Origin of the sequence: Nocardioides sp. (assembly GCF_050246775.1) — a bacterium.
GTDB lineage: Bacteria > Actinomycetota > Actinomycetes > Propionibacteriales > Nocardioidaceae > Nocardioides.
Genome location: NZ_JBFWVK010000002.1, coordinates 69,456 through 83,077, shown reverse-complemented (window position 1 = coordinate 83,077; position 13,622 = coordinate 69,456). Strand labels below are relative to the sequence as shown.

Sequence of the window (13,622 nt, the reverse complement as noted above, 5' to 3'; positions counted from 1 at the left end):
TAACTGACGGTTGCGTGACGTTTGCCTTTCTGGGGTGGTGTGGTCACCTTTCACGACGCATAGTGGTGGGGTGAGGCGCGAGATCGGGCTGGCGGCGGTGTCGCTGGCATTGCTGCTCACGGTGCCGAGCGCCGGGAGCGCCCTGAGCGCGCCCGTGTCCGCCCCGATAGCGGACGTCACGCAGCCAGCCGCGTCGGTCTCAGACCCGGTCTCGGAGCCTCTGGCGCCGGTCTATCCGCCGCCCGTGACCGCCGAGTCGGGCTGGGCCAAGCAGACTGCCGCGACAACGGATGCGTTGGTCGACACCGAGGAACCGGTCTCGAGCGTGCTGCTGGCCGCCTACCAGTCCGCCGCGCTCGCGGTGCCGGCCAGTTGCCACCTGCCGATGACTTTGCTGGCCGCGATCGGGCAGGTGGAGTCGGGCAACCTCGCCGGTCGTGCGCTGGATGCTGAGCACCGGGCGGTGCCGCCGATCCTGGGGCCGGTGCTCAACGGGCACGGCTTCTCCGCGATCGCCGACACCGATGACGGGGTCTTCGACGGTGACACGACGTGGGACCGTGCCGTGGGGCCGATGCAGTTCATCCCCGGCACGTGGGTCCGGTTCGGCGCAGACCTGGACGGCGACGGTGAGCGCAACCCGCAGGACGTCGAGGACGCGGCGGGGGCAGCGGCGGCGTACCTGTGCTTCGGTGGGCGCGACCTGGCCACCGCCGAGGGGCTGCGGGCGGCCGTGCTGTCCTACAACCACTCCGAGTCCTACGCCGACCTGGTGCTGGCCTGGAAGGCGACCTACGACCGCGACGGCTTCGGCTCGCTGCCCACCACGACCGTGGTGGCCACGGCACGCAGCTATCCGGTCGTGACGGTGCCGACCACGGGTCCAGTGACAGTCGCCGAGCCGGCAGTCACCGAGGACGAGTTCGTCGGGCATGTGGTGGCCGGACCTCCGGCTGCGCCCGGCACCAAGAAGGGCGACAAGGACCCGCTGGTGCACCCCGTCGTGCCCGGGTCCCCGAGCGAGCCGCCGGCCGAGGAGCCGACGGACCCGCCGACGGAGACCCCAACCGATCCGCCCGCGGATCCACCGACGGAGACTCCCACCGAGACCCCGACCGAGACCCCGACCGAGACCCCGACCGAGACGCCGACCGAGACGCCGACCGAGACCCCGACCGAGACCCCGACCGAGACGCCGTCCGAGTCACCATCGGAGTCGCCGGCGACCGAGCCGACCTGTGTGCCGGCGGTCGACGCTCCCGTGGACCCGGAGACCGGACTGCCGATCGACGACCCGGCGACGAGCGTCGACGAGACCTGCCTCCCGCCCTGCGACTCGGCCGCTCCGGTCGATCCCGCCGACGAAGGCGTCGTCTGCGAACCCGTCGTCGAGACTCCCTGACCCCGATTTGGAGCGTCGCGCGTGATCGCGTAACGTTGGGTTCACCGACGCGGGGTGGAGCAGTTCGGTAGCTCGCTGGGCTCATAACCCAGAGGTCGCAGGTTCAAATCCTGCCCCCGCTACGAATTTCAGGCGCGGAACCTACGGGTTCCGCGCCTGAAAGGTTTGTGGGACTTGATCATGTGTCCACTTTGGGTCCAAAAACCCTGTCCAGAAGCCCCTCCGAGGGCTGTTCCGCGGATCGGCTACGGAGTCGCACCGTTTGGTGCCGACTCGCGCGGTCCGGCCGGCACACCTGCGTGGCATGGACAGCACGACACCCACCCTGAGCGGTCTCGCACCGCTGATCTCGATCGAGGAACTCTCCGAGTACCTGAACGTCCCCACGCGGACTCTGCACGACTGGCGACTGGCCGGTCGTGGTCCGCGTGCGATCCACGTCGGTCGGCAACTGCGCTACTTCGTCGCCGACGTGAACGAGTGGCTCCAGGAGCAGCGCGAGGACGTCACCGGGCGCGCGCCCGAGAGGCGGTGAGCTGACATGGGACGGCCGCGTACACCCATCGGAACCTTCGGCGACATCACCTACGTCAAGATGCCCGGAGGACGAGTCCGGGCCAGGACCCGCTACCGCGACGACGACGGCCAGGTCCGACGCGTCTCGGCGACAGGTTCGTCGAACAAGGAGGCCCTGCGTGCGTTGAAGACGTCGCTGGCTCAACGTCCCAGCCATCTCTCGACGGGCGAGATCACCGGAGACTCCTCCTTTGCCAAGCTCGTCGAGGTCTGGCTGGAAGACCTCGACATGACGAACAAGCTCGCGCCGAGCACGAGGTCGCTCTACGAGCGCAACATGCGTCAACTCGTGATGCCGGCCTTTGAGCACTACCTCCTGCGAGAAATCACTGTGCGGAAGGTCGACACGTTCATCAAGACCTTGGCGACCACGAAGAGCTACAGCATGGCCAAGCAGGCGCGCACCGTGTTGAGCCTCGCTCTCGGGCTGGCGGTCAGGTACGACGCCATCACGAAGAACCCCGTCCGCGACATGGGCAAGTTGCACAAGCCGCCCACCCAAGCGACCTCGCTCACCGAGGCCCAAGTAGCGAAGATCCGCGCTGCCGCGCGGAGTTGGCGACGCGGCCCCGGAATCTCTGGCCCGCCCCCGGACGGCCAGTTGGAGCAGATCATCGAGGTGATGCTCGGAACCTCGGCTCGGATCGGCGAGGTACTCGCGATCCGCAAGTGCGACGTCGACGCCACCAGAGACCCAGCCACGGTTCGGATCTGCGGAACGATCGTCTCCCCGGCCGGCACACCAACCCACCGGCAGCCGCACCCGAAGACGACGAAGTCGACCCGGACGGTGTCGGTGCCGAGCTTCGCCGCCGAGGTCCTGCGCGACCGGCTGGTCAAGGTCGCTGCGGAGGACCCCGAGCACCTCATCTTCTTCACCCGCAACGGCACGCCGCTGACGACGAACAACGTTCGGCGTCGCCTCCGCGCGGTACTGGAGGAGGCCGGTATCGAGGGAGTCACGCCTCACTCGTTCCGACGCACAGTCGCCACGGTCCTCGACCGAGCAGGAGGGGCGGACCTCGCCGCCGAGATGCTGGGCCACACTTCGTCGAAGATCACCAAAGAGCACTACATCGAGCATGACGACAAGGTGAACCCCGTGACCGCCTCGATCCTGGAGTCGCTTGCACCGAAGCCGGCCGTGGACGGCGATTCCGGTGAGGAGGTCTGACGTGGCTCGCCGAGGAAGAAAGACACATACCCTTTCTCTAGTAGTAGATAAAGGGTATGATGCGGACGTGTGGGAAGTCGACGTCGAGTTGCTCGGCGACTGGCTCAAGTCACTCGACATCGACACCTATGACCAGGTCCTCGCTGCCCTCCAGGTCCTATCCCGGACCGGGCCAGGCTTGGGTCGTCCCCTGGTGGACACGGTCGTGGGCTCACGCCACAACAACATGAAGGAACTTCGCCCGGGCTCGTCGGGGCGCAGTGAGGTACGGATCTTGTTCGCCTTCGATCCCAAACGCAGGGCGATCCTGCTGGTTGCCGGAGACAAGCACGGACGCTGGGAGCAGTGGTACAAGACCAACATCCCGATTGCTGACGACCGATACGACGAGCACCTCGACAAGGTGAAGAAGCAGAACGAAGCGGCGAAGGCCGCGAAGAAGGCTCCGCCGGCCAAGGGCCGGCGCAAGAAGGACGGGAAGTGACTCGCATGGCCAAGACCCTTGAAGATCTGATGCGCGAGCGCCCAGGCAACCCCGAGGTGCAGGCCAAGCACATGGAGCGGATGCTCGCCGAGGTCCGTGCTTACAAGCTGCGTGAGCTCCGCGAGATGCTCGCCCTGACTCAGAACGACGTTGCCGAAACGCTCGACATTAGCCAGAAGCGGGTTTCCGAGATCGAGCGCGGGAAGGTCGACCTGACGAAGGTCGACACCCTCCGCCGATACGCTGCTGCGCTTGGCGGCACACTGCGCGTCGAGATCGAGGTCGGCGACGAGACCTTCCAGATCGCCTGATACGGGTCACGTCGACCGTGACAGTCCGGTATCGCCGGGACGGTGGTTGATCGCGGCCTCGAAGTCGAGGCGGTTCTGTTCCGCGCCCTTGGGTGGCTTGTGCTCGACCGAGGCCGGGCGGAGGTCGTTGCGGACGGTGTCGAGCAATCCGGTCTGGACGGGGCCAGTGACGGGCAGCCACTTGGGGCGGTTCACGCGGACGAGGTCGCCGTTGTGGTTGTTCATGCCGGGGACGATGACGCGCTGGAAGTAGAGGCGCTCCTTGATTCCGAGTTCGACGGCGGTGCAGACGCGCTCGTCGATGCCGGCGCTGATCCGCATCAGCCGCCGGACCTGCCCGGCGTCGCCGAGGCCGTCGGCCGGGAGCTTCTGCATCCGCGCCGCTGCGACCGAGCCTTGGCCGGCAGCGAGTCCACCCTTGCCGTAAAGCCCGCCGACGTCACGGGTCTGGTGGACGAGGCGTCCGTAGATGGCCGCGCGGCGTTCCCAACGGGCTGCCAGCTCGGGGTTGTCCTCGGCGATCCGCGGGGCCACCTCTCGCGAGACGATGCGTTGGGAGTCCATGACGACGCGCAGGCTTTGGGCGTCGGGGAACTTGATCAGGTGGAGCAGTAGGTTGTGCTGGGCCTGGAGGACACCGGCGACACCTGGGAGTCCGGGGCCCTCGATCAGCCGTGCGGGTGGTCTCCAGCCGCGGCGGTCGACCGAGTAGTCGGGGTCGCCGTAGCCGGAGTACGCCGCGCAGACCTCGGCCGCGCGTCCGAGCCGTCCGGGGTCCTTCAACTGCTTCCAGCCAGGGATGTTCGAGTACCGCCGGTCCAGGCCGACAAGTGCGCGGGTGATCTCGGCGGCGTCGTGGATCACGGTCATGCACTCGGCTTCGGAGAGCCGTCCGTAGCCAACCCCGGCGCCGAAGTCGTGCTCCCCGAGAGCGCAGGCGCGGGCGGCCTGGCGCCACAGGTCGACCGTCTCGAACCGTTGGCCCGAGACGAGTTCGTCCATCGTCGGCAGCCCGGCGGGGTCGGCGGTGATGGCGGCGTCGAGGCGGTAGCGCAGCTCTTCGGCGGGGCCGCGGGTGCGGGCACTGGTACCGGACAGGTTGATGCGCGGGTTCGCTGCCCGCATAGCCTGGTGGCACCACACGAGCACGGCGTGGCGGTAGCGGGCGATCTGTTCCCCGATCACTTGGCGTTCGGAGACGGTGGTGGTCTCGGGCACGGTGTGCAGCCCGGCGCCGCCGATGCGTTGCTGGATGCGGTGCTGGGTCAACAACTCGCGTAGCGAGTCGCGCAGCAGCCGCGTGTTCTCGCCGTACATCAGGGCGCGTCGAACTCGCGGGCGGCGTAGAGCATGTCCAGGACCAGCTCGACAGTGAGGCCGTCGATCCCATGCGTGGCGAGGTCTTCGATGGCCGACTCCGCGACCGTGAACAGCACGTCGCGGTCGGTGACCGTGACCGGGCTGATGGCGGGGATGAGGTCGCCGTGGATGAAATCGATCTGGAGCAGGACGCGGTCGTACTCGATCGAGGCATCGATGGTGACGGCGTTATCGGCGAGGGCGGCGAGATGCGAGCGCGCCTCGGCGAGGGTGACCGCGTGGGCAAGCAACATGACGGTGCCTTTCATTGGGGGTGGCGGAACTTCCACCGTGGCTCCGGAAGCGGGTGACTCAGGCCGGAAGCTGGCCAGGGTGTGGACAACCCGGCAGAACGGGATGCCATGTAGGCGCTACGAGGCTGCGCGGACCCGTTCCTCGATCGCCCGGCGCACCGCCACGTCCTCCTGTACGAACAGGCGGAAGTCGGCCCAGCGGTCGGTGATCTCGACCTCGACCCCGGCTTCGCGCAACGGTTCACCAGGCCAGGTGGACTGCCGCGTGGGCCGGTCACGGTCGATGCGAGTGCCCGACAGCGACACCCACTCGCGCAGCCGGTTGCGGCACTCGGCGAAGTCGCGATGCCACCCGATCGGCCCCGAGGGGGTGCCCTCGGAGTTGTAGGCGTTGAGCCAGTGGGTGTGCAGCGCCGAGAGCTCCCAGATCAGCTCGTCGTGGCGATGCCAGTACGGCGGCACCACCGTCGGCGGCAGCCCGTAGGTCAGCCGCAGCCAGTCGACCCACGCATCGAGGTCCGCCCACTCGATCAACGCCTCGTCGGCTGTGAGCAGGTTCCAGTTGATCGGGCGCAACGACTCGCGGTCCCCAAAGTCGGAGTAGTCGGCGGTCCCGAACACCTCACCGGGACCGCCGTACTCCACCTGATCCGGGTCGTCGGCCTCGACCTCCAGCAGCGCGGGCTGGTCGAAGTCAGTGCTCATGACGTCCTGTCAGATTCCGACGGCCGAAGCGGGCTCGTTGACCACCGTCATGTCGTTGGTCGGCGGGTCGGGCTGCTTGGCCGGGGTACGGTCCACGACGTAGCGCGTGCGGGCGCAGTCGTGCCCGATGCGCCGGGCGACGAACTGCTCACGGACCTCGCTCGGGCCGCCGGGGCGCTCCTGCTCGTACTCGTGGATGTAGCCCGAAGCGACGATGGAGTCGCCCGGCTTGAACCTCGGGTACGCCCGCTCGGCCGCGCGGTCGAACAGCACCAGGTCGCAGTAGACCGAGTCGAGCTTGGTGAACGATCCGTCGGCCTCCTTGCGGTGCTGCTCGATACCGACCCGGCAGAAGAACCGCGGGTGACCCTTGCCGGTGAAGGTCAACTCCGGCGCGGTGGCGATGAACCCCTGAAGGCTCATCTGGGTGGGAATCGTCATCACTGACTCCTGACATCGGGCAGCCGCCCGGATGGCAACCGCTCTCAGCAGTCAGGTGTGCGGTCAAGTACTGGTCGTGCCGGGATATGCGCGGCAACATCGCCGAAACCCGCGAACAGTCGTCCTCGGCGCCAATATCCTGAGAGAGTTCCGACCAGCCAGGCAGTGGGAGGTGTTGCGTGGACGCAGTCAAGGTGTCGAACTACGGCGTGGGCGACGACCTTCTCGAAACACTGCTCAAGGTCATGGCGACGGCGACAAATAGGTTGTGGATCAAGGTTGCTTGGTGGGATGCCTCACCTAAGGGCAGACAGTTGGCCGAGGCGGCAATCGCTGCCCGTCGGCGCGGACTGGACGTTCGGGTCTTGTGTCGGCCCGAGTCGTCGAACGATGCAGTACTGCGCCAACTTCGTCAGTCGGGAATCACGATCGTCGGCGTTCGCTACATCCACGAGAAGGAGGTGCTGGCGGACGATGTTGCGGTATCGCACTCGATGAACTTCACCGACCGGGAGATCGAGCGCAACCAGAACTCGGGGTTCGTGTTCGATGCGCCAGAGATCGTGGCTGCAACCGAGGCCGGGTTCTTGGCGCTGATCGAGAATCGAGCAGCGGTCAGCGTGGGCGACGAGGAGTGGACGCCGAGCTCAAAACTGATCCCGACCGACCTACGGAAGTACCTCACGCGCTTCGACCGGTTGAACCCACTTCAGTCGAAGGCCGTGCCCGCCGTTCTCTCCACGTCTGGGCACGTCATGGTCGTTGCTCCCACCAGTTCGGGCAAGACCCTGATTGGCGAGGTTGCTGCTCTTCGCTCGATCGTGACTGAGCGCAAGCCCGCCGTGTGGCTCCTGCCCGCCAGGGCGCTGGCCGCAGAGGTGAGCGAAACGGCAAGACGGTGGAACGAGCACGGCATTCGCTCTGTCGAGCTGACTGGCGAGACGAACATGTCGAGCGACACCGTGCGGAACGCCCAGCTTTGGGTCGCGACCACCGAGAAGTTCGAGGCCCTCTACCGCCGTTCTTCCCTACGCGAGTTCATCGCGACGGTGGGCTGTCTAATCATCGACGAGGTTCATCTAGTCGGAGACCCGACCCGAGGTGCCACCCTCGAAACGCTGATCGCCCGTCTCCGGGCCGTGGAGGGCCGAACTCGGATTGTCGCGCTGTCGGCAACTGTCTCGAACGCCGATGAGCTCGCGGGCTGGTTCAATGCACAACTGGTGAGGTCGGCCTGGCGACCGACGATCCTGACGACACAGCTCATTCCGTATGATGCGCCGCCACCCGGATCCAAACGCGAGGAGTATGAGGCCGCAAAGGACGCAGCTCTCGAACCGCTTCTCCGTGAACTCAGAGCGCCGACAGCCGACGAGTCGAGAGTCGTTGAAGGAAGCACCACGAACGGCGCCGGAAGCGTGCTGGTGTTCTGTGGCAGCAAGAACGGGGTTCGGAGGACAGCCGCGATGGTGGCCCGAGTTCCTTTCCGAAATGTCGAGGACGACGACCTCGTGGACACCACCTTCTCGGCCGGCGTCGGGATGCACTTTCGCGACGCCCCGCGTGCCCACCGAGCGCTCGACGCTTTCAAGGAGCGGAAGATCCAGACGCTGATCGCCACGTCGGGGCTTTCGACGGGGGTCAACACCCCCGCCCGGGCCGTCGTCATCCGAGACCTTGAGTTGGGAATGTCGCCGCTTGAGGTCAGCCAAGCGCAGCAGATGTTCGGACGCGCGGGACGCGCTGGGCAGGAGCCGGAGGGATTCGGGTTCATGCTGGTGCCGCGGGAAGATGAGACCGAATGGCGCATGAAGCTCGCCGCGGGTTACACGGCTCGCAGCCAGGTGCTCGAACATCTTGGAGACGCACTTCTCGCGGAGATCTTGCTTGGCTCCATCTCTGACCGTGAGGGGGCGGGGTCGTGGTTTCACGAGACCTTCGCCTACGCGCAATCCGGTGAGGAGACGGACGTTAACGACGCGCTCGACTTCCTCGTGCTGCGCGGCTTCGTCACGGAGTCCGAGGATGGCTTGGCGGTTACGGAGATCGGGGCACTCACCTGTCGGTTGATGATCGACGTCGAGTCCGCTGCAGGCTTGTTCACTGCACTCGCAGAGGCACCGGTCCCGTCGACTGCGGATGAGGCGGAGGAGCTCGTTCTCCAGATCCTTGCCAATGAGGTGCTCGCGCTTCGAGAGTGGCCGGTGAACCCGAAGGTCTACGAGGACGTGGTCGCCGGGATTCTCTTCGACTGGACGCCGCGCGTCACGTCTCGGATGGGTGAGGCGTTTGGCTCCCGATTCTGCATGGCCGCGGCGCACTTGGCGCTGCGCGATCCGAGACGACTTCAGAGCAAGCCGCCGCCGGGAATCTCGATAGCCGAGTTCAAGCGAGCGATTGAAGATATGCCTCGGTATCTCGCGTGGGTCGCTGCGCTGGGCTACGTCGATCAGGCAACCTGGGCGCCGGCAGTTGCCGGCGAACTCGCTCGACGTCTGGCGTGGTGGCACTTGGCGCCCCATCCTGAGCGTGGCTCCGGTCGTCTGCTGTGGATGCTCGAACGACTCTTGGAGCCGGAGAACCGCAAGTCTCGGATGGCAGACCTGTGGTCTCGCGCGAGAAAGGCAGGGTTCTCGTCGCCTGACCGCATCACGTCGCGTCCGCGTAACGTGGACATCTCGGCCGAGGCGTTCAGCGAGCTGGTCTTGGGTCGAGCCGACATCCAGCTTTCGCCGCTAGTCGAACTGGAACTCTCGCTAGAGACTCGATCCAGAGCCTCAAGGGTCACGGCAATGAGCAACGCAGGATCGCGGCGGGCGATCGCAAGCAGTCGACCAGCTCAAGGGCGCATGGACCTTCCGGCACCACCATCCAAGGCCACGAACGAGATCGCGGCCGACGTCTTCCTATACACACGGGATGGAGACTTCGGCTATCAGAATCTGACGGCCGATCTCCCGGACGATGTGGCTCGGAACAAGGTGGACGCTGTCGACGAAGCTCGGGACCTTCTGGGTACCCTCCCCGACCTCACCGCTGTAGCCACCGGTCCTCGGGGACTTCGCCGCGTTCTGATGAGCGAGCGCAAGAAGCAACTCAACACGATCCTGCCGTTGCTTTCGCCAGACCCGGCTCTCCGGCCTGTTGCCCTCGCGCTTGCGGAGCACGAGGCGGAGCCGGACTTGGCCGCGATAAATCTCCGCACCAACCTGCGTCGATTGCTCGAAGCCACCAGTGATGGCCCGCCGCGTCCGGCGGCCACGGTCCTGCGCTCCGGGAAGGCCTCCGCGCCAGAGTTTGAACTCACATTGGCGGCTCTCGCCGGATCACTACAGATGGAAGCCGGAATTGCGTCGGCCGAGGGGAGGCTGCTCGCGCTGATTCGGCTGTCTGGCGACTGGTGCCTGGCGATGCCATCGGACTCCCGCAACGTACGGATTGACCCGGTCTTTCCGACCTCGTTGCCGCCTGTGGTGAGTTCGCTGCAACCTCGCCCGGTCCAGGATCCGTCCCCAGTGCGCCCACTGTGCGCGTGGGTTGAGGAGTTCGTGCTGCGCTGACGCCGTCACCGGCGCCGTAGAGCTGTCTCTACCGACCTCCTATCCGCGCTGATCTGGGCCGCCTCCCGGCGTGCCGTCCACGGGCGCAGGTCGGTGACCAGCGGCGGGGCGGAGCGGAGCAGAACGAGGGCTGTCCCGAAGGGCAGCGTACGGATGGCCTCGGGTGGCATGACCGGCACTCGCCGGATCGAGCGCTGTAGCGAGCGAGAGCCGTAGTCACCGACCGAGACAGTGTCGGTCTTCTCGTCGCGTTCGCCGATCAGGGCGGAGAGGTCTTGGAGGTCCTTGGCCGACGAGGTGCCGCCGAGGATGACCTTGACGATGCTGGCGTCCCAGATCGCGCCGGCAGCGTGGTCGCCCCACTTGTCGCGGGCCTGGGACAGGGACTGGAGCACCGGCATGGTCGTGATCCCGGTGCCGCCGCCTTCGGCCATGAGGGCCGGCAGGGACGGGAGTGGTGAGAGGTTGCCGATCTCGTCGAGCGCAAGCAGCAACGGCGGGTCGAGACGAGCCCCGGGTGAGGCCGCGGCGAGGTGCCGTGCCGTCTCGACGAGGTCCTCGATGAACGCCGCGACCAGTGACCAGGAGGCGCCTGCTCCGGCGCCGGTGGCGAGCAGGTAGAGGGTGCCGTTGTTGGTGAGGAAGTCGACGGGGTCGAAGTGCTCGCCGGGCTTGGGTGAGACGGCGTCGAGCACGCGCGGGTCGGCGAGGCAGGTGAGGGCGAGGGAGACGCCCATCCAGATCGAGTCGCGGGTGCGGGGGTCGGAGTGGATCATTGACTCCAGCGAGTCGGCCCAGCCGGGCGCAGCCTTCGGGCTGCTGGACAGGATCGCCACCGCGTCTGCTGCGGACGACGGCGAGAGGGTCCACCCGAACAGCTCGCGTGGGGTCCGGCTGTCGAGCGCCGCTGCGTGGAGCAGGGCTTGAAGCGCGGTGCGGGTCTTGCCCTCCCAGAAGCCGCCCGACTCGACACCGCCGGTCGACAGGCCGGTGGCCGAAGCGAGACCGGTGGCGCGGATCATCGCTGTCAATGGGTCCTCACATCCGCGCACGGGCGACCAGCGCAACCCGGAAGGCAGACCCTCGGCAAGACGTTGCGGATCGAACACCGCGACTGGGCCGCGCTCCTTTCGGGCGGAGAGGGTGGCAGCGATGTTGTCGGGCCGGGTCGCCGTGGTGATGACCGCACCCGGCGCGTCGAGGATCGCGTTGATGACGACGTGCAGGCCCTTACCGGATCTGGGAGGGCCGAGAAGGAGGATCGAGTCCTCGACCGACGCCCACACTCCCTGTCCACGGGAGCGGCCGAGCAGGTAGCCGATGTCGGACGGCTCGGGCTTGTCGAGCGATGGCCGCAGCGTCGACCCACGCGACAGCAGAGCCCTGTGTGAGGCGACCGCTCTTACGTCCCGGCCGGTGGCGACACCGGCAAGTCGTCGCGGGTCGTGGATGGTCTTGTGTCTCATGGACCCGATCCGTCGCCACAGCGCCAGCGCAGCGGCGACGACGCCCGCAACCATGAGAATCAGCACGAGCCAGTAGACCCACGCCGCCAACCCCTCGGCACCGAGAGCCGAGGCCGGGTCACCCGGCCGACTGAGCACCCGGAAGCCCGCCTCCCAACCACCGGCCGGCTGCGGAGCACCTGAGACGAACGCGGCGACCGACCCTGCGAGCCGCAGGATCGCGGCGATGACGCCGACGGCGGCGATGAGGATCAGGCCGAGGTTGACCAGGTCGTCATCGACTCCCTGGCCGCGAGGGTTCATGCCGCACCACCGGAGACCATGACGGTGCCGGACCGCTTGCCCATGAACACCACCAGTCCGGGGTGTGCTTCGAGCAGCGCCGGAGGGAGGCGCAGTCGGGCGGTGCCGTCGGTGCTGGCGACCTGATGTGCGACCACGACGGCGACGACAACCTCCTCGCCTGCCAGGAACCCTTCGCCGGCGACCTCGCCGATCGAGGTGGTGGCTTCGCGCATCGGCTTGACCATCGCAAGCTTGGGACGCTCGGGGGCGACGATGTCGGTGAACGTGGACTTGTCTGCCTCACGGACCTCGACACGTACGGCGGTGCCGAGGTCGGCGGCGATGTCGCCGAGCACCCGCTTGAGGTCATCGCGTGTCAGCGACCCGTCGGCGGAGTACGGCTCACGGTCCAGAGTGACGGTCAGGTAGCCCTTCTTGTCCACGTCGACCTCGACCAGCGGCATCACCACAGGCACCCGGACCATCGAGCGGTCGTCGCGACGGTACGGCGTGGCAGCGTTGATCATGCTCATAGCCCGATCGGCTCCACCTGTCGCTGCGCGACCGTCTGCACCGGCGCCGCACCGCGCCCGGCGGTGAGGGCCTCTCGGTCGAGTCCGGGCGGATTGCCGTCGCCCACCTGCGGGGTGTCGAGCCTTTCGAGGATCGTCACGGCCGCGCCGCGTACCCGCTCTGCGGTGGACTGCACGACCTCGACGGGCGTCTTGCCCGGCACGCTCGATGCCCACGAGGCGACGTACGGGATCGTGTAGTCATCGGTCGCCAACCCATGCGCCGCACCGACCATGAGCGCAACGGACTCGGCTTCGACCTCGGCGATGCCGCGGTGCAGGGCTGCGTCGGCCGTGGCATCCGGATGGTCGGGGCCGTGAAGCATCACGTGGCCGAGCTCTTTTCTGCACCAGGGCAGTCGTGGCACCACGCGCTTGTTGGTCATGCCCTTCAGGTGTGCGTCGTGAACCGCCGGCTCCACGGATTGAACGCTGGTCGCGAAACTCCCGCTCAACGGGCTGGCACTATGGCGCAGTGAGGGAGTTGAACAGCAGGCTGGTCTGAGTGTCCCGCACACCGGGAAGGCTGCGGATGCGTTCGAGGACGAGGTCGAACTCGGACAGGCTGCGGCAACGCAGTTGCACCACGAGGTCCCATGCTCCGGTCGTGGAGTGAAGCCGCTCGACCTCGGGGTATCCACGGATCTCGCGGACCACGTTCTGTCCCTCGTTCGGTGCCGTGACCACCGTGGTGACGCCCCGGACGGCGTCTCGATCCACGTCGTTGCTCAAGCGCAGCGTGAACCCCTCGATGACGCCGGAGTCCACGAGCCGGTCGATGCGGGAAGTCACCGTCGAGCGGTTGACGCTGAGTTCCCTCGACAACACCGCCACCGGCGTGCGGCTGTTGGCACGCAACATGGCGATGAGGCGATGGTCCAGGTCATCCAGCACGCAATGAGCCTACTCCTGCCCCACAGACTGCTCGGAGGTCGCGCACAATGCCGACACGATGGCGATTGCGACCCCACATCGCCTACTCCTAGCGTCATGGTGTCATCCAGACAGCTGCGCTACACAGGAGAATCAGATG

The 13,622-nt window shown here is 67.0% G+C and carries 14 protein-coding genes and 1 tRNA gene; 7 read left to right on the top strand and 8 right to left on the bottom strand.

Annotation, left to right across the window (positions count from 1 at the left end; all coding sequences use genetic code 11):
* Positions 1-70: 70 nt before the first annotated feature.
* The 6 genes from AB7I40_RS10250 to AB7I40_RS10225 all read left to right on the top strand — a co-directional run bounded on the left by AB7I40_RS10250 (position 71) and on the right by AB7I40_RS10225 (position 3,947).
* On the top strand, positions 71-1,402 hold the full coding sequence (locus tag AB7I40_RS10250) for a lytic transglycosylase domain-containing protein (protein WP_428346111.1): 1,332 nt from the start codon (positions 71-73) through the stop codon (positions 1,400-1,402).
* A gap of 48 nt (positions 1,403-1,450) precedes the next feature.
* A tRNA-Met gene (locus tag AB7I40_RS10245) sits at positions 1,451-1,524 on the top strand.
* A gap of 182 nt (positions 1,525-1,706) precedes the next feature.
* Positions 1,707-1,937 carry a helix-turn-helix transcriptional regulator gene (locus tag AB7I40_RS10240; RefSeq protein WP_428346110.1) on the top strand — a complete coding sequence of 77 codons (231 nt, stop codon included), beginning with the start codon at positions 1,707-1,709 and terminating at the stop codon, positions 1,935-1,937.
* A gap of 6 nt (positions 1,938-1,943) precedes the next feature.
* Positions 1,944-3,152: a tyrosine-type recombinase/integrase gene (locus AB7I40_RS10235; protein ID WP_428346109.1), complete on the top strand. Its 1,209-nt coding sequence runs from the start codon at positions 1,944-1,946 to the stop codon at positions 3,150-3,152.
* A gap of 67 nt (positions 3,153-3,219) precedes the next feature.
* Positions 3,220-3,636, top strand: coding sequence for a type II toxin-antitoxin system RelE/ParE family toxin (locus tag AB7I40_RS10230; RefSeq protein WP_428346108.1), 417 nt, complete (start codon positions 3,220-3,222; stop codon positions 3,634-3,636).
* Positions 3,637-3,641: 5 nt separating this feature from the next.
* On the top strand, positions 3,642-3,947 hold the full coding sequence (locus tag AB7I40_RS10225; RefSeq protein ID WP_428346107.1) for a helix-turn-helix domain-containing protein: 306 nt from the start codon (positions 3,642-3,644) through the stop codon (positions 3,945-3,947).
* A 6-nt stretch (positions 3,948-3,953) separates the two neighbouring features.
* Here AB7I40_RS10225 and AB7I40_RS10220 read toward each other — a convergent pair whose 3' ends face one another.
* From AB7I40_RS10220 to AB7I40_RS10205, 4 genes are all read right to left on the bottom strand, one after another.
* Positions 3,954-5,264: a hypothetical protein gene (locus tag AB7I40_RS10220; protein ID WP_428346106.1), complete on the bottom strand. Its 1,311-nt coding sequence runs from the start codon at positions 5,262-5,264 to the stop codon at positions 3,954-3,956.
* Positions 5,264-5,560: a hypothetical protein gene (locus AB7I40_RS10215; protein ID WP_428346105.1), complete on the bottom strand. Its 297-nt coding sequence runs from the start codon at positions 5,558-5,560 to the stop codon at positions 5,264-5,266. Before AB7I40_RS10215 ends, AB7I40_RS10220 begins: the two co-directional genes overlap by 1 nt.
* Before the next feature lie 117 nt (positions 5,561-5,677).
* Entirely contained in the window at positions 5,678-6,265 is a 588-nt protein-coding gene (locus AB7I40_RS10210; protein WP_428346104.1) for a hypothetical protein, read from the bottom strand.
* Between the two features lie 9 nt (positions 6,266-6,274).
* Positions 6,275-6,706, bottom strand: coding sequence for a single-stranded DNA-binding protein (locus AB7I40_RS10205; RefSeq protein WP_428346103.1), 432 nt, complete (start codon positions 6,704-6,706; stop codon positions 6,275-6,277).
* A gap of 179 nt (positions 6,707-6,885) precedes the next feature.
* On the opposite strand from AB7I40_RS10205, the gene AB7I40_RS10200 reads away from it, so the two are divergent.
* A complete protein-coding gene (locus AB7I40_RS10200; RefSeq protein ID WP_428346102.1) occupies positions 6,886-10,266 on the top strand; it encodes a DEAD/DEAH box helicase in 3,381 nt (1,126 codons plus the stop codon).
* Positions 10,267-10,271: 5 nt separating this feature from the next.
* Here AB7I40_RS10200 and AB7I40_RS10195 read toward each other — a convergent pair whose 3' ends face one another.
* From AB7I40_RS10195 to AB7I40_RS10180, 4 genes are read right to left on the bottom strand one after another with little or no spacing between them, the layout of a single operon-like run.
* Positions 10,272-12,035 carry a type IV secretory system conjugative DNA transfer family protein gene (locus tag AB7I40_RS10195; protein WP_428346101.1) on the bottom strand — a complete coding sequence of 588 codons (1,764 nt, stop codon included), beginning with the start codon at positions 12,033-12,035 and terminating at the stop codon, positions 10,272-10,274.
* Positions 12,032-12,550, bottom strand: a complete 519-nt coding sequence (locus AB7I40_RS10190; protein WP_428346100.1) for a hypothetical protein — start codon at positions 12,548-12,550, stop codon at positions 12,032-12,034. The genes AB7I40_RS10195 and AB7I40_RS10190 overlap by 4 nt, the downstream gene beginning before the upstream one ends.
* The gene (locus AB7I40_RS10185) at positions 12,547-13,011 is read right to left on the bottom strand and encodes a hypothetical protein (protein WP_428346099.1); all 465 of its coding nucleotides are present in this window, start codon (positions 13,009-13,011) and stop codon (positions 12,547-12,549) included. The genes AB7I40_RS10190 and AB7I40_RS10185 overlap by 4 nt, the downstream gene beginning before the upstream one ends.
* A 43-nt stretch (positions 13,012-13,054) precedes the next feature.
* On the bottom strand, positions 13,055-13,483 hold the full coding sequence (locus tag AB7I40_RS10180) for an Lrp/AsnC family transcriptional regulator (RefSeq protein ID WP_428346098.1): 429 nt from the start codon (positions 13,481-13,483) through the stop codon (positions 13,055-13,057).
* Positions 13,484-13,622 lie beyond the last annotated feature (139 nt).